The organism is Bartonella sp. F02 (assembly GCF_026929975.1).
Lineage (GTDB): Bacteria > Pseudomonadota > Alphaproteobacteria > Rhizobiales > Rhizobiaceae > Bartonella.
Map to the genome: position 1 here is coordinate 301,965 of NZ_JANHOK010000001.1, position 26,295 is coordinate 328,259.

Annotated in this window: 22 protein-coding genes; 19 read left to right on the top strand and 3 right to left on the bottom strand. The window is 35.8% G+C overall.

Annotated features, from left to right (window positions below):
• Positions 1-488 precede the first annotated feature (488 nt).
• The 12 genes from NPY00_RS01265 (at position 489) to ileS (ending at position 15,138) form a co-directional block, all read left to right on the top strand.
• Positions 489-1,265 (top strand): outer membrane protein, encoded by a 777-nt coding sequence (locus tag NPY00_RS01265; RefSeq protein WP_269020213.1) that lies wholly within the window; start codon positions 489-491, stop codon positions 1,263-1,265.
• Positions 1,266-1,415: 150 nt separating this feature from the next.
• Positions 1,416-2,252 carry an outer membrane protein gene (locus tag NPY00_RS01270; protein ID WP_269020214.1) on the top strand — a complete coding sequence of 279 codons (837 nt, stop codon included), beginning with the start codon at positions 1,416-1,418 and terminating at the stop codon, positions 2,250-2,252.
• A gap of 148 nt (positions 2,253-2,400) precedes the next feature.
• Positions 2,401-3,237 carry an outer membrane protein gene (locus tag NPY00_RS01275; RefSeq protein WP_269020215.1) on the top strand — a complete coding sequence of 279 codons (837 nt, stop codon included), beginning with the start codon at positions 2,401-2,403 and terminating at the stop codon, positions 3,235-3,237.
• Between the two features lie 145 nt (positions 3,238-3,382).
• Positions 3,383-4,219 carry an outer membrane protein gene (locus tag NPY00_RS01280; protein WP_269020216.1) on the top strand — a complete coding sequence of 279 codons (837 nt, stop codon included), beginning with the start codon at positions 3,383-3,385 and terminating at the stop codon, positions 4,217-4,219.
• Positions 4,220-4,367: 148 nt separating this feature from the next.
• Complete coding sequence (locus NPY00_RS01285) at positions 4,368-5,204, top strand: outer membrane protein (protein WP_269020217.1); 837 nt, start codon at positions 4,368-4,370, stop codon at positions 5,202-5,204.
• Between the two features lie 159 nt (positions 5,205-5,363).
• A complete protein-coding gene (locus tag NPY00_RS01290; protein WP_269020218.1) occupies positions 5,364-6,128 on the top strand; it encodes an outer membrane protein in 765 nt (254 codons plus the stop codon).
• Between the two features lie 145 nt (positions 6,129-6,273).
• Positions 6,274-7,098, top strand: coding sequence for an outer membrane protein (locus NPY00_RS01295; protein WP_269020219.1), 825 nt, complete (start codon positions 6,274-6,276; stop codon positions 7,096-7,098).
• A gap of 132 nt (positions 7,099-7,230) precedes the next feature.
• Entirely contained in the window at positions 7,231-8,256 is a 1,026-nt protein-coding gene (locus tag NPY00_RS01300) for an outer membrane protein (RefSeq protein WP_269020220.1), read from the top strand.
• Positions 8,257-8,558: 302 nt separating this feature from the next.
• Positions 8,559-9,437, top strand: coding sequence for an outer membrane protein (locus tag NPY00_RS01305; RefSeq protein WP_269020221.1), 879 nt, complete (start codon positions 8,559-8,561; stop codon positions 9,435-9,437).
• A gap of 314 nt (positions 9,438-9,751) precedes the next feature.
• Complete coding sequence (locus NPY00_RS01310) at positions 9,752-10,690, top strand: outer membrane protein (RefSeq protein WP_269020222.1); 939 nt, start codon at positions 9,752-9,754, stop codon at positions 10,688-10,690.
• Positions 10,691-11,025: 335 nt separating this feature from the next.
• Positions 11,026-11,979: an outer membrane protein gene (locus NPY00_RS01315; RefSeq protein ID WP_269020223.1), complete on the top strand. Its 954-nt coding sequence runs from the start codon at positions 11,026-11,028 to the stop codon at positions 11,977-11,979.
• A gap of 243 nt (positions 11,980-12,222) precedes the next feature.
• The gene (ileS, locus tag NPY00_RS01320; protein ID WP_269020224.1) at positions 12,223-15,138 is read left to right on the top strand and encodes an isoleucine--tRNA ligase; all 2,916 of its coding nucleotides are present in this window, start codon (positions 12,223-12,225) and stop codon (positions 15,136-15,138) included.
• A gap of 279 nt (positions 15,139-15,417) precedes the next feature.
• On the opposite strand, the gene NPY00_RS01325 is transcribed toward ileS, so the two are convergent.
• Positions 15,418-15,870, bottom strand: a complete 453-nt coding sequence (locus NPY00_RS01325) for a nucleoside deaminase (RefSeq protein WP_269020225.1) — start codon at positions 15,868-15,870, stop codon at positions 15,418-15,420.
• A 262-nt stretch (positions 15,871-16,132) separates the two neighbouring features.
• Here NPY00_RS01325 and NPY00_RS01330 point away from each other — a divergent pair, with 262 nt between their 5' ends.
• From NPY00_RS01330 to lpxK, 7 genes are all read left to right on the top strand, one after another.
• Positions 16,133-17,536, top strand: a complete 1,404-nt coding sequence (locus NPY00_RS01330; protein ID WP_269020253.1) for a pseudouridine synthase — start codon at positions 16,133-16,135, stop codon at positions 17,534-17,536.
• Positions 17,517-18,074 carry a 16S rRNA (guanine(966)-N(2))-methyltransferase RsmD gene (rsmD, locus tag NPY00_RS01335; protein WP_269020226.1) on the top strand — a complete coding sequence of 186 codons (558 nt, stop codon included), beginning with the start codon at positions 17,517-17,519 and terminating at the stop codon, positions 18,072-18,074. The genes NPY00_RS01330 and rsmD overlap by 20 nt, the downstream gene beginning before the upstream one ends.
• A 448-nt stretch (positions 18,075-18,522) precedes the next feature.
• Entirely contained in the window at positions 18,523-19,854 is a 1,332-nt protein-coding gene (locus tag NPY00_RS01340; RefSeq protein ID WP_269020227.1) for a TldD/PmbA family protein, read from the top strand.
• The gene (locus tag NPY00_RS01345) at positions 19,841-20,644 is read left to right on the top strand and encodes a 3'(2'),5'-bisphosphate nucleotidase CysQ (protein ID WP_269020228.1); all 804 of its coding nucleotides are present in this window, start codon (positions 19,841-19,843) and stop codon (positions 20,642-20,644) included. The genes NPY00_RS01340 and NPY00_RS01345 overlap by 14 nt, the downstream gene beginning before the upstream one ends.
• 45 nt (positions 20,645-20,689) lie before the next feature.
• Positions 20,690-20,941 carry a DUF4170 domain-containing protein gene (locus tag NPY00_RS01350; protein ID WP_269020229.1) on the top strand — a complete coding sequence of 84 codons (252 nt, stop codon included), beginning with the start codon at positions 20,690-20,692 and terminating at the stop codon, positions 20,939-20,941.
• 653 nt (positions 20,942-21,594) lie between these two features.
• Entirely contained in the window at positions 21,595-22,917 is a 1,323-nt protein-coding gene (waaA, locus tag NPY00_RS01355; RefSeq protein WP_269020254.1) for a lipid IV(A) 3-deoxy-D-manno-octulosonic acid transferase, read from the top strand.
• Positions 22,907-23,926, top strand: coding sequence for a tetraacyldisaccharide 4'-kinase (gene lpxK / locus NPY00_RS01360; protein WP_269020230.1), 1,020 nt, complete (start codon positions 22,907-22,909; stop codon positions 23,924-23,926). Before waaA ends, lpxK begins: the two co-directional genes overlap by 11 nt.
• A 44-nt stretch (positions 23,927-23,970) precedes the next feature.
• On the opposite strand, the gene NPY00_RS01365 is transcribed toward lpxK, so the two are convergent.
• Together NPY00_RS01365 and mutL are read right to left on the bottom strand one after the other, a co-directional pair.
• On the bottom strand, positions 23,971-24,210 hold the full coding sequence (locus NPY00_RS01365; RefSeq protein WP_269020231.1) for a DUF2093 domain-containing protein: 240 nt from the start codon (positions 24,208-24,210) through the stop codon (positions 23,971-23,973).
• A 110-nt stretch (positions 24,211-24,320) separates the two neighbouring features.
• Positions 24,321-26,153: a DNA mismatch repair endonuclease MutL gene (mutL, locus tag NPY00_RS01370; RefSeq protein WP_269020232.1), complete on the bottom strand. Its 1,833-nt coding sequence runs from the start codon at positions 26,151-26,153 to the stop codon at positions 24,321-24,323.
• Positions 26,154-26,295: the final 142 nt, after the last annotated feature.

The following is a 26,295-nucleotide window of genomic DNA, read 5'->3' on the forward strand; positions in this document are numbered from 1 at the left end:
GCAGTTTATGCAGATACAAATATTAGAATTGATATTATAGTTTATACTCAATGAATGATATCGATCGTATTTGAATAGTTGACTAGACAGTGAGCATGGATCATTTAGAAATAGTATAGAGAATTGAAATAGTTCTTAAAACCGCTGTTTTATAGAATTTTGTGCGTAAACGTGCAAAGTTATTATTTTCGAGTGTATAATATGTGTAATAATAGAATAATATCATTTGAATTGTAATATGTTGTGCTTTCACTTTTCATGAATATTATTTCATTTAAATATTTTAATGACAAAATAATGAGTTCATAGGTAAGATAATTGATAAATTTTAAATGAGCTTGAAATCGCTTTTGGGAACTTTACATTTAATAGGTTAAAACTTTTATTGCTGGTGTTGTATTTTTACTACAGATTTTTTTTTAAATAGATGTATAACACTGAACGCATGTACGGTTTGTACATTAAAACATTAGTTATGGAGCAAATTGATGAAAATAAAAAGTTTAATGACGGCTTCTGTTGTCGCCTTAGTTTCAGTCTCTGCATCACAAGCAGCGGATGTTATGGTTCCTAGAGAAGTTGTTTCGGATGTTGTAATTGCGCCTGAATTCTCTTGGACAGGTTTTTATCTTGGTGGTCAAGTTGGTGGTTTTAAAACTGACAATACTTTGAAAACCAAATCTGTGGCAGGTTCTGAATGGGAAAAAACAGCTAAAGAACTCTTTCCTAAAATGTCTAGCGCTATGTTCGGTCTTTATGCGGGCTACAATGTTGGTTTAGGCCAAAATTTTGTTGTTGGTGTTGACACGGATGTTGTGTTTGCTAACGCAAAGAGCAAAGATAAAACAGTAAATTCTAGTACTCCTAGTCAAGATGCGGATGTTTCAGAAAGAGCTGCAAATGGAAACAACAGTGGACAAGTTTGGAAAACAAAATGGTCTGGTGCTACACGGGCACGTGTTGGTTACGCTTTTGATCGCGTGATGCCTTATGTCGCTGGTGGTGTTGCTTATGCGCAAGTAAAAAGTCCTTTTGAAGATTCTGCTAATAGTGTAGCTAAAAAATCAAGTGATAACAAAAAAGTATCTAAGACAATGGTTGGTTTCACCATTGGTGGTGGTGTTGACTACGCAATGACAGATAGTGTTATCTTACGTGCAGAATACCGTTATTCCGATTTTGGTAAAAAAGAATTTGTAAAAGATAGTACACAGCTTACTTACAAAACCAATGACTTCCGTGTTGGTGTAGCTTACAAATTCTAATTTTTTACAAAGTATAAAATTATTAGAGGGCTTAGTCTTTGACGAAGCCCTTATTTTTTTGTAACCGTGATCTTTTTACTACAGATGTTTGAAGGAAGAGAACTATATGAAGCGTGTGTATTCAGACATTAGTTATGGAGAGAACATCTTATGAATATGAAAAATTTAATAACAGTTTCTATTTTTTCTTTGATTTCAGTATCAGGAACACACGCTGCGGATATTATGATTACTCGTCAATCAACAGAAATTGCGCCACCTGTTGTTGTTGCACCTTCTTTTTCTTGGACAGGTTTTTATCTTGGGGGTCAGATTGGTAGTTTTTCAAGCAAAACAGATATGAGTATTATTCAGAATGGAAAAATAAATCAGATTAAGAAAAGTGACTTACCTAAATTATCAGGTTTTGTCGGTGGTGTGTATGCGGGATCCAATATTGATCTTGGCAATAATTTTGTTCTAGGTATTGATACAGATATGATTTGGTCTGATAAAAAAGATATAAAAGTGAGTCAGAAATTCGATGTTACTGATGCGAATAAAGGGGATGTCGAAAAAATATTGAGTGGTGCTAACATAAAGATTGATGACAATACTGTTCAAAAGGGGGATGCAGTTATTATCAATACTTTGTTTAAAGAAAAATGGTCTGGTGCAACGAGAGTTCGTCTTGGTTTTGCTGTTGATCGGATGATGCCTTATATTGCAGGGGGTATTGCTTATGCGCAGTTTCAAGACGTGGTTCCGATAACATTAAGAGAAAAAGCTAAAAATACTGTAATTGTTTCTGGGAATGTATTAGATGAAACTAAAACAATGGTTGGTTATACCTTTGGTGCCGGTGTTGATTTTGCAATGACAGATAGTGTTATTTTACGTGCGGAATACCGTTATTCCGATTTTGGTAAAAAGAAATTTGGAAGAGATACACGTAATATTGAATATAAAACGAATAATTTTCGTTTTGGTGTAGCTTACAAATTCTAATTTTTTATGAAATATAAAATTATTAGAAGGCTTCGTCAAAGACGAAGCCTTTATTTTTGTAACTGTGTTTTTTTTACTACAGATGTTTGAAGAGAGAGAACTATATGGGCGTGTGTATTCAGACATTAGTTATGGAGAGAAAAATCTTATGAATGTGAAAAGTTTAATAACAGTTTCTATTTTTTCTTTGATTTCAGTATCAGGAACACAGGCTGCGGATATTATAATGTCACATCCGACATCGGAGATTGCACCATCGGTTGTTGTGGCACCTTCTTTTTCTTGGACGGGTTTTTATCTTGGAGGTCAGATAGGTAGTTTTTCAAGTAAGTCTGGAATAAACATTCTTCATAATGGAATAGATAAACAATTGAATAAAGATGCATTACCTAAATTATCAGGTTTTGTCGGTGGTGTATATGCGGGTTCGAATATTGATCTTGGCAATAATTTTGTTCTAGGTATTGATACAGATATAGTTTGGTCAAATCAAAAGGATACAAAAATAAGCCAGAAATTTGATGTCACTAAAGATAATAAAGAACATTTCCAGAAAATATTTCAGAATGCTAATATAAAGATTGCTGACAACGCTGTTGAGGAAGGTGATCTAGTCATTCTTGACACTAAGTTAAAAGAAAAATGGTCTGGTGCGACACGGGTTCGTCTTGGTTTTGCTGCTGATCGCATTATGCCTTATGTCGTTGGTGGTGTTGCTTATGCACAGTTGCAAGATGTGGTGCCAGTAACATTAAGAGATAAAAATAAAGCGAACGTAATCATTTCTGGACAATTGTCAGATGAAACCAAAACAATGGTTGGTTATACCCTTGGTGCCGGTGTTGATTTTGCAATGACTAACAATGTTCTTTTGCGTGCAGAATATCGTTATTCGGATTTTGGTAAAAAGAAATTTGCAAAAGATATGCGTGACATTGAATATAAAACGAATAATTTTCGTTTTGGTGTAGCTTACAAATTCTAATTTTTTACAAAATAGAAAATCATTAGAAGGCTTCGTCAAAGACGGAGCCTTTATTTTTGTCACTGTGTTCTTTTTACTACAGATGTTTGAAGGAAGAGAACTATATGAGCGTGTATGTTTCGATACTAGCTATGGAGAAAAATTTATGAATATAAAAACTTTTATGACGGCTTCTGTTTTTGCTTTGGCTACAGCATCAGTAGCGCAAGCTGCAGATATCATGATTTCTCGTCAATCAACAGAACTTGTACCACCTGTTGTTGTTGCTCCTACTTTTTCTTGGACAGGATTTTATTTTGGTGCTCAGACGGGTGGTTTTTCAAGTAAAACTGGAATGAGTATTTCTCATAACGGCAAAATAAATCAGATTAGAAAAAACGATTTACCTAAATTGTCGGGTTTTGTCGGTGGTTTATATGCGGGATACAATGTTGGTCTTGGCAACACTGTTGTTTTAGGCGTTGATACAGATGTCGTTTGGGCTGGAAAAAAGAATACAACAATAGTCCAGAAGACTAAAGTTACTGTGGATAATATTAACCATTTTGAGCAAATATTGAAGAACGCAAACATACAAATTAATTCTAATGATATTGCAGCTAATGATATATTAGTTCTCGAGTCTAGTTTTAAAGAGAAATGGTCAGGTGCAACACGAGTCCGTTTTGGTTTTGCTACTGATCGAATTATGCCTTATGTTGCTGGAGGTATTGCTTATGCGCGTTTTCAAGATATTGTGCCGGTTACACTGAAAGAAAGTGATCCAGGAAAAGTTGTTGTTTCTGGGAAATTATCAGACGAAACTAAGACAATGATTGGTTATACCCTTGGTGCTGGGCTTGATTTCGCAATGACTGACAATGTTCTTTTGCGTGCAGAATATCGTTATTCGGATTTTGGTAAAAAGAAATTTGCAAAAGATAGACGTAATATTGAATATAAAACGAATAATTTTCGCATTGGTGTAGCTTACAAATTCTAATTTTTTACAAAATAGAAAATCATTAAAAGGCTTCGTTTTTGACGAAGCTTCTATTTTTTTTATGACTGTGTTCTTTTTACTACAGATGTTTGAAAGAAGAGAACTATATGAGCGTGTATGTTTCGATACTAGCTATGGAGAAAAATTTATGAATATAAAAACTTTTATGACGGCTTCTGTTTTTGCTTTGGCTACAGCATCAGTAGCACAAGCTGCAGATATCATGATTCCACGTCAACCAACAGAAATTGCACCGCCTGTTGTTGTTGCCCCTACTTTTTCTTGGACAGGTTTTTATCTTGGAGGACAGATTGGTAGTTTTTCAAGTAAAACAGCAATGGATATTATTTTAAGTGATAGAACTATTCCTTTGAGTCAAGATGCATTACCTAAATTATCAGGTTTTGTCGGTGGTTTATATGCAGGATCCAATGTTGATCTAGGCAATAACTTTATTTTAGGTGTTGATACGGATATGGTTTGGTCTGGCCAAAGCAAAATAAAACCCAGCAATAAAATTGTAATTACTAATGAAAATAAAGGTGGAATTACTCAATTATTGACTAATTCTGGTGTTAAATTAGCGCAAGATGCACTTGCTGACGGAGATGTAGTAGCTATTGATACTGGCTTTAAAGAAGAGTGGTCTGGTGCAACACGGGTGCGTTTTGGTTTTGCTGCTGATCGTATTATGCCTTATGTTGCTGGTGGTGTTGCTTATGCAAGATTTCAGGATGTGGCTCCTGTGAAAGCAAGCAAAAAAGATACCAATCAGGTTATTGCTTCTGGTAAGTTATCAGATGAAACTAAAACACTGGTTGGCTATACTCTTGGTGCCGGTGTTGATTTTGCAATGACAGATAGTGTTATTTTGCGTGCAGAATATCGTTATGCTGATTTTGGTAAGAAGAAATTTGCAAATGATAAATACAATATTAATTACAAAACCAATAATTTTCGCGTTGGTGTAGCTTACAAGTTTTAAGGTATTACAAAAAATTAAGTTGTTAGAGAACTTCGTTTTAGCGAAGTTCTTCTTTTTATAATTAATTATGCGATTTTGATCACATATATTTAACTATTTAACACTAAAGAGCGATACAGATAAGTGTGTTGAATAGTTGTGAATCTATGGAGCAAATTTATGTTTATGAAAGCTTTAATGGCATCTTCTTTGTTGACTTTAGTCTCAATGTCATCGGCACAAGCGGCTGATATTGTAATGTCTCATCAACCAATAAAAACTTCTCCATTAATTGTTGCACCTTCTGCTTTTTCTTGGACAGGTTTTTATCTTGGTGGTCAATTGGGTGATTTTTTAAGTAAACCTTCTTCTAGCGTTCTTGCAGGAACTACATGGGCCTCCATTGACAAAGATTCTTTGCTTAAACCATCGGGTGGTATGATAGGGTTATACGGAGGCTTTAATATTGATTTTAGTAATAATCTGGTTTTGGGTATTGATACAGATATAGCTTGGTCTGGAAAAAAAGATCAAAAATCAATTATTATAAAAACAGATGAATACGGTGATATCCCGAAAAATGAAATTGCTTTTCGGAATCACCTTTTAAAACATAAATGGTCAGGTGCAACACGGGTGCGTCTTGGTTTTTCCGCTAATAATTTGATGCCTTATGTTGCTGGTGGTATTGCTTATACGCAGTTAAATGATGTTGTTTCAATATCGATGAAAAATAAAATTCTTCCTGAGAGCGTGGTTGAGACAACCAAAACAATGGTTGGTTATACTCTTGGTGGAGGTATTGATTTTGTAGCGGATACAAATATGATTATGCGCGTAGAATATCGTTATTCCGATTTTGGTAAGAAGAAATTTGCAAAAAACAAGTATGAACTTTCTTACAAAACAAACGATTTCCGTATTGGTGTTGCTTATAAATTTTAATTTTTTACAAAGTGTTGAGTTATTAAAAATCCTGTCTTTTGACAGGTTTTTTTTTGTCTGTGGTTGATTTGTTTTGGTTGTGTATCTTTTCAGGCATATATGTCACAATATTTTGTATTCACATGTTAGCTATGAGGCAAATTATATGAATATGAAATGTTGTGTGATGGTTTCTGTTTTTGCATTAGCTTCAATCTCTGCGACTCAAGCAGCAAGCGCCATAGTGTTAAAACAAAAGACACCAGTTACTGTTTTTTCTTGGGTTGGTTTTTATTTGAGTGGTCAGATTATGAAAGATTTTTTGAGTCAAATGGATATAAATACACAATATAAGAAGAAAAGCAGTGTTCAATTTAGTGGGGATTTTTTATCTGAACCGGTAGGTTTTATGGGAGGATTATATGCAGGTTCTAATCTTGCTTTCAATAATGGTTTTGTTTTGGGTATTGAAACGGATATAATTGTATCAAACTCGAAAACTATACAACGTAGCGGATATGAGATTACAACTACAAATGAGTTAAATTACCTTAATGATATTTTTGAAAAGTATGGCGTTACATATGAAGACAGTTTAGCGCCTCGTATTGGTGATGAGAATATTGGTCACGTTATTTTAAAAGAAAAGTGGATGGGAGCTACGCGAGCACGTATTGGTTTCTCGTATGGTCGTGTTATGCCATATATCGCTGGTGGTATTAGCTATACACAGTTTCAAGCTATTACATCAATATCAATAGAAAAACAGAATACAGGTAAAATAGCTGCTTTTGGTGATTTGTCGAATGAAGTCAAAACAATGGTTGGTTTTACCATTGGGGGTGGTTTTGATTATGCAATAATAGACAATGTTATATTGCGTGCAGAATATCGTTATTCCGATTTTGGTCAAAAGAAATTTGCAAAGAACCACTATATACTTGATAATAAAATTAGTGATTTGCGTATTGGTATAGCTTATAAGTTTTAATTTTTTAATTAACTATATTTGATGGTTTAAAACTTCTATTGTTGTTAGTTTTTTATAACTATATCATATTTGTTACATATTTTTACGCACAGATGTGTACAAATATACATTTAATTAGCTGTGGAGTACTTTATGAATATGAAATGTTGTGTGATGGTTTCTGTTTTTGCATTAATTGCAGTCTCTGAGACACAAGCAGAAAGCATCACAATGTCTAAACAAAAAGCACCAGTTAGTGTTTTTTCTTCTCATTCTTGGGGAGGGTTTTATCTTGGGGGTCAAATTGGTCATATTTCAAGTAAGACTACTCTAAGTCAATATAATAATGGTGATCTTGGTCAAAAATGGAATAATATGAGTAAGGAGTTATCTCCTCGTTTTTCTAGTTTTGGAGGAGGTCTTTATACAGGTTTAAATATTCCATTGAGGAACAATTTGATTCTCGGTATTGAGACAGACATAGCTTTTTCCAATGGAAAAGATATAAAACAAAATTCTCAAAATATTAAAAAAAATAAGATTGTTGTAGGATATAGTGAAGTAAATAAAAAATCTGAAAATTCTGCAAAAGCTGGTTATTCCCCAGAAGCTGGTTATTTCCCAGAAACTGCTTATCCCCCAGAAGCTGCTTATCCCCCAGAAGCTGGTTATTTCCCAGAAACTGCTTATCCCCCAGAAACTGCTTATCCCCCAGAAACTGGTTATTTCCCAGAAGCTGGTTATTTCCCAGAAACTGTTTATCCCCCAGAAACTGTTTATCCCCCAGAAATTAGTTCTCCCCCAGAAACTAGTTCTCCCCCAGAAACTGAAGATTCATCGGATAATCAGTCCATTAATCGTGTTTTTTTGAAAGCAAATTGGTTTGGGGCGACACGAGTTCGTCTTGGTTATATCGCGACTGATCGTATTATGTCTTATATTGCTGGTGGTATTTCTTATGCGCAGGTACGGAGTCAATTTAATAATCTGCCGAGTATGAAGAACATAATGGTTGGTTATACTCTTGGTGCCGGTGTTGATTTTGCAGTGACAGATAGTGTTATTTTACGCGTGGAATATCGCTATTCCGATTTTGGTAAAAAGAAATTTGTAGAAGATAAAGTTAAGCTTCATTACAAGACTAATGGAGTCAATATTGGTGTGGCTTATAAATTTTAATTTATTATCAGATCAAATTGTTTAAAAAGCTCTATCAAGATAGGGCTTTTTTATTTAGATGTTTATTTCTCATTAATAAATTTAAAATGTGTCTTGAATAAATTTAATTTGCACATTTATACAGTTTATAATTAGTCACTTTATTCTAAATTAAGTTACTGTTATAGCTATATTTTTTATAAATTTGTATTTTTTATAATATTTTTTATTAAAATATTTAAACAGGAGCATCTTATAAAAAACATTTTGTATTATATATTAGGGCGTTAAATAATACGTTTCAGGTATTTGGAGAATAATTTATGAATATGAAATGTTTAATAACGGTTTCTGTTTTTGCTTTGATATCAGCTTCAGCAGTGCAAGCGGCAGATGTTGTCAGTCATTATCAACCAGAATCTATTGTTCTGCCAATGATGAATCCCTCTACTTTTTCTTGGTCTGGTTTTTACTTTGGTGGTCAGGTTAGTGGTTTTTCAAGTAAAACGGCTTTAAGCATTCTTGAAGCCTCTACGTGGAAAGCTGTTAATAACGATATGCTCCCTAAGATTTCAGGTTTTATGGGAGGTGTTTATGCGGGTTCTAATGTTGAGATCAGCGATAGTTTGATTGTAGGTGTTGATACGGGTGTAATTTGGGTTGATAAAAAAGATATGAAAACGCTCATTGGAGGGCAAGTTATTTCTCCATTAGCTGTTAATGAAGAACGTATGGGTATTTTAGTTCCAACTGTAGGGCAAAATACAGAAAGAGGAAATGGCAATTTAAGGCAATATGATACTTCGTCGACGATTTTTGGTGAGAGACAACTTAATGGAGAAGATGTTGTTAACCATACTTTGAAACAAAAATGGTCTGGTGCTACACGAGCGCGTATTGGTTTTTCTGCTGATCGTCTTATGCCTTATATTACTGGAGGAATTGCATATACACAGCTTCAAGATATTATTTCATTAGAAAAGAAAAACACGAAAGAAAATCCTACTAATTTGTTTGATGAAACTAAAATAATGGTTGGTTATACCCTTGGTGCTGGTCTTGATTTTGCAATGACAGATAATGTTATTTTGCGTACAGAATATCGTTATTCAGATTTTGGTAAAAAGAAATTCGTAAAAGATACACTGGAAATTAATTATAAAACAAATGATTTTCGCGTGGGTATCGCTTACAAATTTTAAGTTACATTCTTTCTCATAATTAGCTCCATGTTATTGTTGGAGCTTTTATTTTATTTGGGTTATTATTAATATATTCATATTGTGCAATATGAGTTCTTTATTGAATTTTAATTGAAGTGTTATACCTAAATGTAAAACGAGATATTGCAACATTAAGGTATTCACAAGGCCTATTTTTAGCAAAATATTGATTTTTATCGTTTTTACTACAATTATTTCATGTTTCATACCTTATAAAGGCCACGTTTAAGACTTTTAATAAGTTGCATTTTAGTTGTATTGATATCTCGTTTTGGATATTTGGAGATGAATTTATGAATATTAAATGTTTAATAACGGCATCTGTTTTTGCTTTGATTTCGGTTTCGGTTGCTCAGGCTGCAGATGTCACAACCCATCACAAGCCGGCATCAGTTATGCCACAAGTTATGAGTGTTTCTACGGTTTCTTGGTCGGGTTTTTATATGGGAGCTCAACTAGGTGGTTTTTTGAGTAAAGTTGATTTTAGTGCTCCTAAAGAGACTGTGTGGTTTCCCTTGAAGAAAGATAAATTTCCTAAGCTTTCAGGTTTGATTGGGGGTTTGTATGCGGGTTCCAACATTGATTTTGGTGATAGTTTTATCATAGGGATTGATACGGGTGTAATTTTGTCTGGAAGTAAGGATACAAAAACAATAGTCGGTGGTCAGCCTATCCCTCCGGTTTCTCCAGTTGGAGTTAGAGGTAGGACGCAGGGATCTCGAGGTTCAGATGAGTCTCGTTCTGCAAATGGAGAGCATACTTATCCCGCAGTGACTTTGGAAGGATGTGCAGTTGATAATTCTTCAGGGGAATGTGATACAATGCGAGTTCGTTTGATGTTGAACGATTTTGGAAAATCAAGCATGGATGCCATTGGTTCTGTTAAACACACTTTAAAGCAAAAATGGTCTGGTGCTACGAGAGTCCGGTTTGGTTTTACAGCTGATCGCATTATGCCTTACATTGCTGGTGGTGTTGCTTATACGCAACTTCAAGATACCATTTCAGTTGATCCTTTAGGAACAAAAGAGAGTGTTGATATTTCTGATGAAACAAAAACGCTTGTTGGTTATACCTTAGGAGGTGGTTTAGATTTTGCGGTAAATGATAATGTTATACTGCGTGCAGAATATCGCTACTCCGATTTTGGCAAAAAGAAATTTATGAATGATAAAGTTCAACTAAGTTATACAACAAACGATTTCCGCGTTGGTGTCGCTTATAAATTTTGATTTACACTTAAATATTTGTAATTGGCTCCGTCTTTGGCGGAGCTTTTTTATTTCATTTAGCATTTATTAAAACACAAATATTAATAATATATTATAACATATTTTATTTTATTGAATTTTATTTAAGATTTTATTCTAAATTTTTAAGCAGCTAATTGCCATATTAAGGTACCTAAAAGGTTTATTTTTGGCAAAATATCGATTTTTTTTAAAACTGTGTTTTTTTTGCTACAGATATTTAATGCATTATGTTTTATAAAAAACCACATTTAGGATTCTTAAAAAACGTTTTATATATATTCGTATTGCGTATTGGATATTTGGAGATAAAATTTATGAATATAAAATATTTAATGACGGTTTCTGTTTTCGCTTTGATTACAGCTCCGGTTGCTCAGGCTGCAGATGTTATGACCCATTACCAACCGGCATCAGGTATTTCGCCAGTCGTTAATATTCCTAATTTTTCTTGGTCTGGTTTTTATATAGGAGGTCAAGCTGGGGGATTTTCGAGTAAAACAGACTTCAGTATTCCTAGTGGGACGCCGTGGTTTCCATTAGATAAAGAATTATTCCCTAAGCCTTCTGGTTTTGTTGGTGGGCTTTATGCAGGTTCCAATATCGATCTTGGCGATAGTTTTATTGTAAGTGTTGATGCAGATGTCAATTGGTCTGGTCGTAAAGATACCAAAACCATCATTGCTGAACGTGTTGCTGAAGCTGGTGCAGGAAGAGCTGTCGGACGTTCAGATGCTGCAAGGAATGGATCAGTTGGAGCACATCCTGCTCCTGCAGGAGGCAGTTCGGAAAGACCTTATCCTGATTTGGCTTTGGATGGGTGCGCTGTTGATAATAATGGACCCGATGGGTGTAACGCAATACGATTCAGTATGATGTCCAGAGATATCGGTAGAGGGGGTGAAAATGTATTGGGTGCCGTTAAACATACTTTAAAGGAAAAATGGTCTGGTGCTACGAGAATCCGGTTTGGTTTTACAGCTGATCGTTTTATGCCTTATGTTGCTGGTGGTGTTGCTTATACGCAACTTCAAGATACCGTTTCAGTTGATCCTTTGAGAACAGAAGAGGGTGTTGATATTTCTGATGAAACAAAAACGCTCGTTGGTTATACTCTAGGAGGCGGTTTAGATTTTGCGGTAAATGATAATATTATGTTGCGTGCAGAATATCGCTACTCCGATTTTGGTAAAAAGAAATTTATAGATGATAAAGTTCAACTAAGTTATAAAACGAACGATTTCCGCGTTGGTGTCGCTTATAAATTTTAATATACTTTAATAGTGAAGATTTTTTAGAATGCTCTGTCAATAAAAAAGGCGGAGCTTCTTTTTTTTAGATGTTTATTGTTCTGAATAGTTTCATGGTCGTGTTTTAAGATATATATGTGAGTAATATATCTTCTTAATTGCAGTTTAAACTAATGATTGATTTCTCTTCTATCTTGATTGAAATAAAGGGACAGGGTAATGGTGTGAGGATTAAATTATAAAAGTAGATAGGACGATTTCACAATGACTGTGAAAAACAAAACAATAGATTACTCAGAAACTCTTTATTTACCTCAAACCAGTTTTCCTATGCGTGCGGGTCTACCTCAAAAAGAGCTTGAATTGATGAACCGTTGGGAGAGTATGGATCTTTATGCTCAATTACGTCAACAAGCAAAAGATCGTCCACTTTACGTTCTTCATGATGGCCCTCCTTATGCGAATGGAAATATTCATATCGGGCATGCATTAAATAAAGTTTTAAAAGATGTTATCGTTCGTTCATTTCAAATGCGCGGCTTTAATGCGAATTATGTTCCTGGGTGGGATTGTCATGGACTTCCAATTGAGTGGAAAATTGAAGAGAAATATCGTTCTCAAGGAAAAAATAAGGATGAGATTCCTATTAACGAGTTTCGTCAAGAATGTCGTGATTTCGCTCAACATTGGATCAATGTTCAGAGTGAAGAATTTAAACGCCTTGGTATTATTGGAGATTTTAAAAATCCTTATACGACAATGGCTTTTCATGCGGAAGCACGCATTGCAAGCGAATTAATAAAATTTGCGATGTCTGATCAAGTATATCGTGGTTCAAAACCTGTAATGTGGTCTGTTGTTGAGCGCACTGCTTTAGCTGAAGCAGAGATTGAATATCATGAACATGAATCAGATGTTGTCTGGGTTAAGTTTTCTGTTTTGGAGTCGGATGCTGAAGATTTGCGTGATGCTTTTGTTGTGATTTGGACGACAACACCATGGACGCTTCCTGCAAATCGTGCAGTCAGTTATTCTTCGCAAATTTCTTATGGTGTTTATGAAGTTACAAGTGCGGAAAATGATTTTGGTCCTCAAGTTGGAGAAAAATTGCTTTTTGCAGATGTTTTGGCAGAGAGTTGTGCAAAAAAAGCAAAACTTGTTTTAAAGCGATTACGTGCTGTTCCTGCAGATGAACTTAAAAATATTGTTCTTTCTCATCCATTGCAAGGTTTAGCTGGAGGGTACAACTATAAAATTGCAATGCTTGATGGTTCACATGTAACGGATAGTGCTGGTACTGGTTTTGTTCATACTGCTCCTAGTCATGGGCGCGAGGATTTTGAAATTTGGAATAATAATAAATCTGCATTAGAACAGGCAGGGATTGATACAGCGATACCTTTTCCTGTTGATGATGCTGGTTTTTATACAAAAGATGTTCCTGGTTTTGGACCGGATCGTAAAGAGGGAGCCATTCGCGTTATTCATGATAATGGTAAAATGGGTGATGCCAATAAAGAGGTTATCAAGGCTTTGATTATGGCAAACCGATTGTTTGCGCGTGGCCGTTTAAAACACTCATATCCTCATAGTTGGCGTTCTAAAAAGCCTATTATTTTTCGTAATACACCTCAATGGTTTGTTTCAATGGATAAAGATTTGGGTGATAACTCAACTTTGCGCAGTCGAGCTTTGAAAGCGATTATGGAAACTCGTTTCGTTCCTTCTTCTGGTCAAAATCGGTTGTCTTCTATGATAGAAAATCGTCCTGATTGGGTTCTGTCTCGTCAACGTGCTTGGGGTGTTCCGATTTGTATCTTTGCAAATGAGGATGGTGAAATTCTTAAAGACGATCAAGTGAATAAGCGTATTTTGCAAGCTTTTGAAGAAGAAGGAGCAGATACTTGGTTTGCAGAAGGAGCTCGTGAGCGTTTTTTAGGCAATCGTGCCCATGAATCTTGGTATCAGGTTCGTGATATTCTTGATGTTTGGTTTGATTCTGGAGCAAGTCATAGTTTTGTGTTAGAAGATCGTGCTGATTTACAATGGCCTGCTGATGTTTATTTTGAAGGCTCTGATCAGCATCGCGGTTGGTTTCAATCTTCTCTTCTAGAAAGTTGTGGTACGCGTGCTTGTTCACCTTATAAGGCAGTGGTTACGCACGGTTTTACTTTGGATGAAAATGGCAAAAAAATGTCTAAATCTTTAGGGAATACTGTTGCACCACAAGATGTTATTCAAACATTTGGCGCTGATATTTTTCGCCTTTGGGTTGTTATGACTGATTATTGGGAAGATCAGCGTTTAGGGAAAAAGATTCTGCAAACAAATGTAGATTCATATCGTAAGTTACGAAATGCAATTCGTTGGATGCTGGGCATTTTAGTCTATGATGAAGAAGAAAAAATACCTTATTGCGAACTTCCAGATCTTGAAAAATTTATATTACATCGGCTTTATGAGCTCGATCAGTTGATTAATCAATCTTATAATGAGTTCGATTTTAAGAAAGTTATGCGTGCATTATTGGATTTTTCAATCACTGAGTTGTCGGCATTTTATTTTGATATTCGCAAAGATTCTCTTTATTGTGATGCACCTTCATCGAAAAAGCGGAAAGCATCTTTACAAATTATTCGTGAAATTTTTGATCGAATGGTCACATGGCTTGCTCCAATGTTACCTTTTACAATGGAAGAAGCGTGGTTAGAGCGTTATCCAAAAAATGATTCTGTTCATTTAGAGCAGTTTCGTCCTGCGTTAGCAGAATGGAAAAATGAATCGTTGGCGGAGCGTTGGAAAAGAATTCGGCAAGTTCGTAAAGTTGTAACGGGAGCTTTAGAGCTTGAGAGAGCAGATAAACGTATTGGATCATCTTTGGAAGCAGCGCCTAAAGTTTTTATTTCTGATCCACTACTCCTAGAGGCATTAGAAGGTGTTGATATGGCGGAAATTTGTATCTCTAGTGCTTTAACGATTGTCAATGATAAGTCACCTTCAGATGCATTTGTATTAAGTGATGTTGAAGGTGTTGGCGTGTGTTCAGAGAAGGCTGTAGGAGAAAAATGTGCTCGATCTTGGCGTTATACACAAGATGTTGGAAGTGATCCTGCTTATCCTGATGTGTCTGCGCGTGATGCAGCCGCTTTGCGAGAGTTAAAGACACTTGGAAAAATTTAAGCAATTTTAAATGAAAATCATTTGAACAAGCGATATGCAGTGAACGTTTTATGTTTCTAGGAGTTAGCTTGTTTTCAATCTTTTTTGATATAATGGTACAGGTTAATTTTGATAAAAAACCAGAGTAATAAAAATAGAATTAAAACTATTTTTGGCACATTAAAGAGCAGCGTAAACAATCTTTACGCTGCTACTGAAAAAGTCAGCAGAAGAAAGGTAAATCATAGTTAATATTTTTTGCGCTATTTGAGTTTATTATAGAGTAGCTGAGAAAAAGATTTACTTTTGGTATCGCTTTTGGATAAAAAAATCTTTCAGTAATTGTGCTGCTTCTCTTTCTTTAAAACCAGAATAAACTTCAGGGCTATGATGACAAGTTGGTTGTTTATAAAGATGTGGTCCGTGTTCGATAGCGCCACCTTTTGGATCACTAGTTGCATAGTAAAGACGTCGTATTCGTGCGAATGAAATAGCTGCAGCACACATAGCACACGGTTCAAGTGTTACATAAAGATCGCATTCGGGAAGTCGTTCACTTTGCAATATTTGACAAGCGATACGAAGAGCGCGTATCTCTGCGTGTCCTGTTGGATCATGCGCGTGTTTTATGAGATTACCAGCGCGTGCGATGATTGTTTTTCCACGCATAATAACGGCGCCTACAGGGACTTCATCTTGTTTTGCAGATTTTTGCGCTTCTAAAAGAGCAATTTCCATGGGAGTAAATGTCATGTTTATATTATCATTTTAGGAATAGATACTAAAAAAACTCTTTAGAGGTTTGTTGTGAAATGAACAAATTTATTATGATTGATTTTTTGATAAAAGAAAATTTATCATTTGTTAAAAAAAATAAAGTTTTTTAAAAAATATGTTCTTTCTGTTAGAAAATATAAAATGATGAATGATTGCGCTGTTCTCTTTTAACAATAGGTAATATGATGTGCGTAATGAATTTTCTGGATGGTCTGGAGAAGGCCGAGGTGAAGAGAAGATGAATGAAAATAATGAGAGCGAGCGGATTGCTAAAAGGTTAGCGCGTGCAGGAATAGCGTCGCGTCGCGATGCGGAAATGATGATTATAGCAGGCCGTATTGTTGTCAATGGTAAGGTTGTGACAACGCCTGCTTTTAATGTAACACGCTCTGATATCATTACAGTTGATGGAAATCCTTTGCCTCCAGCAGAGCGAACACGATTATGGCTTTATCACAAACCGGCAGGATTTGTTACCACAAACCGTGATCCTGAAGGAAGACCGACGGTATTTGATAATTTGCCGACAGGGATGCCTCGTGTTCTTTCAGTCGGTAGACTTGATATTAATACAGAAGGACTTTTATTATTAACAAATGATGGCGGTTTGGCACGCGTATTAGAGTTGCCTTTAACAGGGTGGGTTCGTAAATATCGGGTTCGTGCACATGGAAAAGTTAAACAAAATGCGCTTGATAATTTGAAAAACGGTATTGCGATTGATGGTATTTTTTACGGTTCAATTGATGCTTCAATTGAACGTGAGCAAGGATCAAATATATGGCTTTCTGTCTCGTTACGCGAGGGAAAAAATCGTGAAGTCAAGAATGTTTTTGGAGCTTTAGGATTATCTGTTAATCGTTTAATTCGTATTTCTTATGGTCCCTTTCAACTTTCTGATTTAGCTGTGGGAGCAGTGCGTGAATTGAGAGGTCGAACATTGCGTGACCAGTTGGGTGAGCGCTTAATTGAGCAGGCTAATGCCGATTTTGATTCTCCTATTCTTAAGCCTTTTTCAAATTCTGTTGTTGTGCCTGAAAAACAAAGAAGCAAAAAATTATCTTTAGAAAATGAAGGTTGGATTTTTTCGAGTGAGAAAAACAACATAAGTAAAAAGAAAAACAGTTTTTCTGAGAAGAGTCAGTCGCGATTAAGTGCGAAATCTGATGAAAAGCTTATGCGTAAAAATCCCAATGAAGATGAGAAAAAAGCATCTTCTGCTGTACGTTCACGTCGTTCTAATGTTTGGATGGCATCCGGCGCGCGTCCGCAGGCTGCGCGTGGGAAGTTTGGTGATGATGGAAATAAATATCATGATCGTCGAGATGGTTTTCACGAGAGAACGTCATCTGATAAGATTAAGAAAAAACGACCAAAAAATTTCTTAAATAAAGAGAAAGATATTGGTTTTGATAAACAACACAGTAAAACATACGCTGGTGAAACATATTTTTTGGGCAAAAGAGATCAATTTTCTCAAAAAAAAGGGAAAAATATCAAAAATGACAGTGATGAGCGTTTTTTAAAAAGCAAAAGAAAAGATAAATTTTCAGATCATCGTGTAAAGAAATCCAAACTGTATAGTGGTCGTGCAAAAACATCGAAGTTATTGGGAGAGTCACGTGCGGATCGTCGGCGGTAAATTTGCAGGACGTATTTTGTCAGAACCTATCGGCAAAGCTATTCGTCCAACGAGCGACCGTACGCGTGAAAGTCTTTTTAATATTCTTTCTCATCGAGAAGAAAATTTTTGGACAGATAAACGTATTCTCGATCTTTTTGCTGGGACTGGTGCCCTAGGTATTGAAGCGCTCTCGCGTGGTGCGAAAGCAGCTGTTTTTGTGGAAAATTCGATTGAAGGACGCAGTTTAATTCAAAAAAATATAGAGTCTTTTGGATTGCAAGGTGTTGGGCGTATTTTACGCCGTGATGCAACGAAACTCGGTACTATTGGGACGATGCTTCCCTTTGATGTCATTTATGCAGATCCTCCTTATGGTCATTGTTTAGGTGAACAAGCTTTTGTTGAAGCTGTCAAAGGAGGGTGGGCAAAAACGACGTCACTTTTTATTCTTGAGGAAAAAAAAGAGGCGGTTATTGATTTACCTGATATATTTTATTTAGATGATAAACGCTTTTATGGTGATACAGTAATCCGTATTTATACACTGCAGACATAATTTTAAACTTGAACATTATTTTTTATACATTTTTGTTTTATGATATTTTGCGGAATTATAATGTTTTTAAATTATTTGATTAAATGAGCTCATCTTTTGTGGGCTGTTGAATTTGCGAGATTTTTGCTAATCAAGAAAATAGGTTTTGTTTTTGATGAACAGAAACTTATTTTTTCAAATTATTGTAGGATAAAATTCGTATGACATTTAAGATAATATCTTTGGTTGCGTCTTTTTGTTGATGAGATATAAACTCTTTTTCTTAATTCTACAGAAATTGAGTGATGTGTGTTATTTTGTATAAACAATTAAAAGACAATAAGGATCGATTGGTAATACAAAAACAATGTATGAATAGCTCATAATTTTGAGTTATGGTCGTGAGGTGTTGTTTATAACTTTTCTTGCTTTTTTATCAGTGTGAATTCAATATTTTAAGGAGTCTGTGATGACTGACAAAGACCAGATTGATAAAGCTGCTTCGTTGGTGGAGGCAGCAAAACGTTCTGGAGCAGATGCTGCCGATGCTGTTATTATTCGCTCTCATTCAGTTAGTGTTTCTGTTCGTCTTGGTAAAGTTGAATCGACAGAATCTGCAGAAAATAATGATTTTACATTGAGAGTTTTTGTTGGAAATAAAGTAGCGAGTGTTTCTGCTAATTTAAATATGTATCCTCAGGAATTAGCAGAACGTGCTGTTGCAATGGCTAAAGTTTCTCCGGATAGTTTATTTGAAGGTTTGGCAGATAAAGAGTATTTAGCCATGCATCCTAAAGATCTTGATCTTTTTGATGATTTTGTTCCGCAAAGTCATTTTTTAACACAAGACGCTTTAAAAATGGAAGCAGCAGCTCTTGATGTAAAGGGAGTGAGCAACTCTGGTGGTGCAGCAACAGCTTATGGTACTAGTGGTCTTGTTCTTGTAACCAGCGATGGTTTTTGTGGATCTTATCGTTCGAGTTTTTTTTCACGTTCATGTAGTGCGCTTGCTGGTGAAGGTATCGCGATGGAACGGGATTATGATTATACAGCTGCTTTACATTTTTCTGATTTGGAAGCAGCTGAAATTATAGGGAAAAATGCAGGGTTAGGTGCTGTTCGACGATTAGGAGCAATTCGTGCTGAAACTGGCATTGTTGATGTTGTTTTTGATCCGCGCGTGGCTCGTGGAATCGCTGGGCATATTGCAGGTATGGTGAATGGAGCATCGGTTGCTCGTAAAACGAGTCTTTTACAAAATTTAATGGGTACCACAATAATGAAACCTAACGTTAATGTGACGGATGATCCTTTGAGGCTAAGAGGAAGTGCTTCTCGTCCTTTTGATGGAGAAGGAGTAGAAGGCCAATCATTAAATATTATTGAAAATGGTGTTTTAAAAAATTGGCTTCTTTCTTCATCTTCAGCACGTGAATTAGGGCTTAAAACAAATGGTCGTGGTACACGTTCGGCATCGTTGGTTCAGCCAACGAGCACTAATTTTGCTATTGAGCCGGGTTTAATAGCGCCTCAGGATATGATAAAAGATATACAAAACGGTTTTTATGTAACAGAATTATTTGGGCACGGTGTTGATTTTGTAACGGGTCAGTATAGTCGTGGTGCTTCTGGTTTTTGGATTGAAAATGGAACAATTACTTATCCAGTGAGTGAAGTGACATTGGGTTCTGATTTACTTCATATGTTAGCGCATTTAACTCCTGCTAATGATATTGATCGGCGTTATAGTATAGCTGCACCAACATTGTTAATTGAAGGAATGACACTTGCAGGAAAATAATGCGTATTATCGCTCTGACTTAAATCTTTTGCTTGATGCTTGTCGTGAAGCTGGAGATTTAGCAATGAAGTATTTTGGAAGGAAACCGAAGGTTTGGATTAAAGAGGGTAATTCACCTGTCAGTGAGGCAGATATAGCTGTTGATCATTTTTTAAAAGAAAAACTTTTAAGAGAACGGCCCAATTATGGCTGGATTTCGGAAGAGACAAAAGATGATCGAGAGCGGCGTGCTTATGAATACTCTTTTGTTGTTGACCCTATTGATGGAACTCGTGGTTTTCTTTCTGGCAGTATTGATTGGTGTATCTCAGTTGCTATCATTGAAAATGGGCGTCCTGTTGTGGGTATTTTACAGTGTCCTGCTAAAGGTATGGTCTATACAGCTATCTCTGGTGAGGGAGCAACATTAAACGGTATAAAAATGCCTCTTTTGATTCCTAAAATGAATCGAAAATATAAAGTTTCACTTGATCAATCGATGGCTCAAAAACTTCCGCCTGATTTTCGTGATCAGGTTGTTTTTTGTCGTTATATTCCTTCTTTAGCGTATCGTATTGCTCTTGTTGCTCAAAATGAAATTGACATTGTATTGGTTCGGCCAAATTGCCATGATTGGGATATTGCTGCAGCGGATCTGATTTTGCAAGAATGTGGAGGATGTATTGTGTCACTTGATACCTCATTTGTTTCTTATGGAGCCGAACCTTACCAATGGGGATTTTTAATTGCTGGTGAAAATAAAAGTTGTCAAAATATGATAAATATTGTTCGTCAAGCCAAGTTAGTTTAATCAAATAGCAATGTGCTAAATTTTTTTAATGATATGGAGGCAAAGATGACAGAAGTTAGTGAGAAGAAGCAATTATTGCATCTTGTATTTGGAGGGGAATTAAAAAGTCTTGAGAGTAATCAGTTCAAGAATATTAATGACTTGGATGTGGTAGGTATCTTTCCAGATTATCAATCCGCTCAAGCTGCATGGCGGGCGAAAGCGCAAAGTAGTGTCGATAATGCGTTACAGCGGTATTATATTGTGCATTTATATCGGCTTCTTGACGCTGAAGCGAGTGATATATCTAAAGTTTAGCGCTTTAATTACTGTTTTATGGTTGTCTTTATAAAGCTGTGATAAAATTTAAGATTAAAGTGTATCAAACTTATTCAAAAAAAGAAAAATATGTATTTTAAAGCGGTTGAATTAAAGAAATCGCTGTGTCTTCATGCGTTGTGATTTATATGTTTTTTCATTTTTCTGATACAGAAATAAAGATATAATGAGCACAGAAGTTAAGTTTTTAAATTTATAGGTGTTCAGTAAGAAATAAATAGTATTTATCATGTGAATAAAGATAATATTAGAGTTTTTAGATCTTAAAAATTCTTTGCAATATTGCAAGACATCAATATTGCAAGACAGTTGTCATTATTGTGGATGTTTCGCGTAGCAAAGCATTTGAAGCTCGCAAAAAGGTTATTTGATTGGCTAAATTGTCTGGTGACTCTGTTATGGTCTTACACACCTGCATTTTTATGAGAGGAAATTCTCTAAACAACATGAGATAAAATGACAGCTCTCTTTTTTTTGAACGTTTCATTTATTTTTTGTGAACGAAGAGTGTTTTCTTTATCAAGATGGCAATAGTGTTTTGTGAGAACAAATACATACTTTTAATAAATATAATGAAGGTTTAATAGATAGAATTGATAGCCATTTAAAATAACTGCATGAGGCGATTTGAAATTATGGAATTAAAAGTACGTGTGGCTTTTTTCATTTATCGGATGATTAGTTTTTGCTTACAACCCCTAGTGTCTTTTTACTTTCTTTTGTGTTCTGTTTGCAGGAAGGAAGAACGAAAACGCCAAAAAGAACGCTTAGGTAAAAGTTGTAAACTGCGTCCTCAAAGTCCACTTATTTGGTTTCATGCTGCGAGTATTGGAGAGACATTTGCCCTTTTCTCATTGATTAATTACATTTTATCTTTAAAAATCAATGTCTTATTAACAACTGGGACAATGACATCTTCCACTCTTGCAAAACAATATTTTGGCAATCGCCTCATACACCAATATGCTCCATTAGATTTAGAATTAACAATGCGTCGTTTTATTCAGCATTGGAAGCCTGATTTAGTTGTTGTTTGTGAATCTGAGATTTGGCCTTTCCGGATTCAAGAACTTGCAAAAAGGCGTATTCCACAGATTATAGTGAATGCCCATATGTCTGAGCGCTCTTTTAAAGCTTGGCAAAAACAGTTCACATTTGCCAAGCATATCTTTAAGCATATTGATATGGTTATTGGTCAGAATGAAAGAGATATAGCTCATTATCGTGCACTTGGGGTTAAGTCTGTTGCGCTTTCTGGGAATCTCAAAGCGGATGTTTTTCCAGTTGTAGATCAAGCATTGTTTACACGTTATCGTAATGCAGTAAAAAATCGCCCGGTTTGGGCTGCTGTTTCAACGCATGAAGGAGAAGAGAAGATAGCTTTTGAAGTTCATAAGATTCTTAAAAAATATTTGCCAAATTTATTGACAATTATTGTTCCTCGTCATCCTGAGCGATCAGAAGATATTCTCAAGGAATATAGTGATGGAAGTTTGCATTTTGTTCGCAGAAGTAGCAATACTATTCCAAATGCGAATACGGATATTTTGTTTGGTGATACGATTGGAGAAATGGGGCTTTTTCTCCGCTTAGCTCAGGTTGCTTTTATTGGTAAATCCTTGTGTGAATATGGTGGACATAATCCATTGGAGTTGGCTGTGTTGGGTACGGCTATTTTAACAGGACCTCATGTCTCAAATTTTCAAGATATGTTTGAGCAATTTTTATCTCGTGATGCAGCTCGTGTTGTTACAAATTCTCAGCAGCTTGCTGATCAAGTATATAAGTTTTTGACTAATGAAGAATTACGTCAAAAAATGGTTGAAAGGGCTTATGCAGTAGCAAATGGGATGACAGGAGCATTGGAGCGTACGTTAAAAGAACTTGAGCCGTTTTTGCAACCATTGGTAATACAGACCAATTTAAGTCAGTGTCAGAGTCGGTATGTATATTAGAGCTCCTCATTTTTGGTGGAAAAAAAGAAGCATTTTTCGTTTTTTATTTGCTCCAATTTCTTGGCTTTATGGCTATTTTGCTCATCGTCAGATGCTCAAACAACCTCTTGTTATTGATTTACCCGTGTTATGTATTGGAAATTTTACATTAGGTGGGGCGGGTAAAACACCTGTTGTTATTGCTTTTGCTAAAGTCGCTAAAGAGCTTGGTTTTATGCCAGGGATTGTATCTCGCGGTTATGGTGGAATGATTAAAAGAGAGCATCTTGTTGATGAAAAACGTGATAATGCGCATGATGTTGGAGATGAAGCTCTTTTACTTGCGCGCCATGCTCATGTTGTTATATCGCCTGATCGTTATGCAGCGGCGCACTATCTTAAAGAGCAAGGATGTGATCTTATTTTAATGGATGATGGATTTCAAAGTCGTCGTCTTTATGCAGATTACGCATTGCTTGTTGTTGATGCAATGCGTGGTTTGGGGAACAATGCTATTTTTCCAGCAGGCCCTTTGCGTGCACCATTAAAAACGCAATTCTCTTTGACGGATAGTATTTTATTAATTGGTGATTCAGATCAAAAAAATGGTGTCGTTGATTTTATTGCACATAGTGGAAAATCTTTACATTATGCTCGTCTCCAATCATTGGTATCTGATGATGTTTCTGGAAAATCGTTTTTAGCATTTGCAGGGATTGGGAATCCAGATAAATTTTTTCAATCTATTAAAGAAATGTCAGGTAATGTTGTGCAAACTTGCTCTTATCCTGACCATTATGTTTTCACGAATACGGATATACAGAATCTTGCAAAAAGAGCTAAAATGCAGAATTTGTGGCTTGCTACAACCGCTAAGGATTATATACGGATGCAGGCCGATGATTTGCAAAAAAAATTAAAAAATCTCATTATTTTTGATGTTGAAGTTAACTTTGCTCAAAAAGATTTTTGTCGCACCCTTCTTGAAGAGGTTATTGAGCGCTTTAAGAAACGAAAGCATTCTTTATAATGGATTCAATAAAAAGATAAAATTTATCTTGTGTAGATTCTGGGTTATTTCTCTTTTTTCGTTTTTAATAATTGGCTGAGGTGTGGATTACATTCAAGCTCACGATGATAAGAAAATTCGCAATTGGCATATGCTTCTTGACGGTGATGATTCCAATATTTTAATTCATCTATGGGAATTTTTTGTCCACTGACAGCACAAAGGGTATAGGTTCCATATTTTACAATTTTATATCCATTACTCGTATAGTGAACTACGGCTTCGCGTTCGTTATCAGAAAACATTTTGTATGGAACCTTTCTGTTTTTATGAAAAAATATACAGATAAAATGCTATAAAAACACTTTATAAAGTTTAAAAATATTTCTTTCCAGTTAAAATGATCAATGAATCTTTATTTTCTACCAAAAAGACGCTCTATATCTGCGAGTTTAAGTTCAATATAAGTAGGGCGACCGTGATTGCACGTTCCTGAATGAGGTGTTTCTTCTATTTGTCGTAAAAGTGCATTCATTTCTTCAGGCCGTAAAAGACGTCCTGAACGTATTGAACTATGACAAGCCATTGTTGCAGCAATATAATCAAGCATTGCTTTTAAATTGTTTGTTGTGTCATATTCAGCTGCTTCATCGGCAAGAGCTTTGATGAGGGCTTTAGCATCAACTTCTCCTAACATGGTAGGTGTTTCGCGTACGACGATTGCGCCTGGTCCAAATGGTTCAATGTTTAAGCCAAATTTTTGTAAAGTATCTTTGTGACTTAGAAGACATGTTGCGTCTTCTTCAGAGAGTTCTACAATTTCAGGAATAAGTAATAATTGTGAAGGGAGTGGTTTAGAATAAAGCGCATTTTTAAGTGCTTCATAGACGAGTCTTTCATGGGCAGCATGCTGATCGACAATAATCAAACTATCTTGAGTTTGAGCGACAATATAATTTTTGTGAATTTGTGCTTTTGCTGCTCCGAGTGGATAATCTAATTCTTTGGGTGTGGATATTGTGTTTTCAGTGCATGCATTAGCACTCGGTTGGTTTAAGTGCTCCATAATAGGCGTGATATCTTCTTTAAAACCAGAAGAATTGCTTGTATCTAGCGGTTTGTAAAGCGTAGCAGATGAAGGGTGATATGACGGTGCCCTGTAAGAAAAAGATCCGTGAGTATTCTTTAAGGTTTCAAACGATTGTGTTTTAAATGCAGAGAGCATTGCTTCAGAACGTGTTGAAGTAGGGCGAATCCCTGCTTGATGCAATGCTTCATGAATTGCTCCGATGATTAAACCACGAATTAATCCAGGATCACGGAATCGTACATCAGCTTTGGTTGGATGAACATTTACATCAACATCGGCAGGTGGTAACTCAATAAAAAGAATGGATACAGCATGACGGTCGCGAGCAATGACATCAGCATAAGCTCCACGGATTGCTCCCCATAAAAGTTTGTCACGCACGGGACGTCCATTGACATAAGCGAATTGATGAAGGCTATTGCTGCGATTAAAAGAAGGGACACCAGTAAATCCCGTTAAATGGACTGCTTCACGTTTTGCATTAAGTACAATGCTGTTAGAAGCAAATTCTTTTCCCATAATTTGTGTAATACGTTGTAATTGACCCTGGGTATTATTTTCTGTTGCCGGAAATTCTATGGGCATTCTATCAGTGCCGGAAAGAGAAAAACGAATATGTGGAAATGCGATAGCAATTCGCTTGACCATTTCTGTAATAGCACTTGTTTCAGCACGATCTGTTTTCATAAACTTAAGTCGTGCTGGAGTTACAAAAAAAAGATCAGAAACTTCAACAATCGTTCCTGGATTGGCTGCGGCCGGTTTGGGGCCTGAAATTTTTCCTGCTGTCACAGTAATTTCGGCAGCGCTATCGGCATTTTGTGTTCGTGAAGTGAGTTTCAATTTAGCAACAGAGCCAATAGAAGGTAATGCTTCTCCTCGAAATCCAAGAAAGCAAATATTCTGCACGTCGTCGATAATTTTAGATGTGCAATGACGAGAGATTGCCAAAGTTAACTGATCTTCTGGGATGCCACATCCATTATCACTGACTTTTATGAAGTTTTTGCCACCATTTGCAGTTACAATTTCAATGCGTGTTGCCCCTGCATCAATGGCATTTTCCACCAGTTCTTTGACGACATTAGCGGGTCGTTCAATCACTTCTCCAGCGGCAATTTGGTTAATAATAGTTTCATTAAGATGGCGTATAATCATCGCTAAATGTTAGCAGGATTTATTTTAACTGTATAGAAATTTTGCGGAATGATAACAATGTTTGTTCGACATTAAAAAATGATAAGAATATTGAAAATAGTATTTTGAAGAAGAATAAAATTTTGCGCGTAAATTTGATAGG

Bases quoted from the DNA above. Each gene is read 5' to 3' on its own strand.
- lpxK (WP_269020230.1), top strand. From the start codon at position 22,907: ATGTATATTAGAGCTCCTCATTTTTGGTGGAAAAAAAGAAGCATTTTT.
- NPY00_RS01365 (WP_269020231.1), bottom strand. From the start codon at position 24,210: ATGTTTTCTGATAACGAACGCGAAGCCGTAGTTCACTATACGAGTAAT.
- NPY00_RS01310 (WP_269020222.1), top strand. From the start codon at position 9,752: ATGAATATTAAATGTTTAATAACGGCATCTGTTTTTGCTTTGATTTCG.
- NPY00_RS01285 (WP_269020217.1), top strand. From the start codon at position 4,368: ATGAATATAAAAACTTTTATGACGGCTTCTGTTTTTGCTTTGGCTACA.
- NPY00_RS01290 (WP_269020218.1), top strand. From the start codon at position 5,364: ATGTTTATGAAAGCTTTAATGGCATCTTCTTTGTTGACTTTAGTCTCA.
- mutL (WP_269020232.1), bottom strand. From the start codon at position 26,153: ATGATTATACGCCATCTTAATGAAACTATTATTAACCAAATTGCCGCT.
- NPY00_RS01305 (WP_269020221.1), top strand. From the start codon at position 8,559: ATGAATATGAAATGTTTAATAACGGTTTCTGTTTTTGCTTTGATATCA.
- NPY00_RS01350 (WP_269020229.1), top strand. From the start codon at position 20,690: ATGACAGAAGTTAGTGAGAAGAAGCAATTATTGCATCTTGTATTTGGA.
- NPY00_RS01270 (WP_269020214.1), top strand. From the start codon at position 1,416: ATGAATATGAAAAATTTAATAACAGTTTCTATTTTTTCTTTGATTTCA.
- NPY00_RS01300 (WP_269020220.1), top strand. From the start codon at position 7,231: ATGAATATGAAATGTTGTGTGATGGTTTCTGTTTTTGCATTAATTGCA.
- NPY00_RS01330 (WP_269020253.1), top strand. From the start codon at position 16,133: ATGAATGAAAATAATGAGAGCGAGCGGATTGCTAAAAGGTTAGCGCGT.
- NPY00_RS01315 (WP_269020223.1), top strand. From the start codon at position 11,026: ATGAATATAAAATATTTAATGACGGTTTCTGTTTTCGCTTTGATTACA.
- NPY00_RS01295 (WP_269020219.1), top strand. From the start codon at position 6,274: ATGAATATGAAATGTTGTGTGATGGTTTCTGTTTTTGCATTAGCTTCA.
- ileS (WP_269020224.1), top strand. From the start codon at position 12,223: ATGACTGTGAAAAACAAAACAATAGATTACTCAGAAACTCTTTATTTA.
- NPY00_RS01280 (WP_269020216.1), top strand. From the start codon at position 3,383: ATGAATATAAAAACTTTTATGACGGCTTCTGTTTTTGCTTTGGCTACA.
- NPY00_RS01265 (WP_269020213.1), top strand. From the start codon at position 489: ATGAAAATAAAAAGTTTAATGACGGCTTCTGTTGTCGCCTTAGTTTCA.
- NPY00_RS01275 (WP_269020215.1), top strand. From the start codon at position 2,401: ATGAATGTGAAAAGTTTAATAACAGTTTCTATTTTTTCTTTGATTTCA.
- NPY00_RS01340 (WP_269020227.1), top strand. From the start codon at position 18,523: ATGACTGACAAAGACCAGATTGATAAAGCTGCTTCGTTGGTGGAGGCA.
- NPY00_RS01325 (WP_269020225.1), bottom strand. From the start codon at position 15,870: ATGACATTTACTCCCATGGAAATTGCTCTTTTAGAAGCGCAAAAATCT.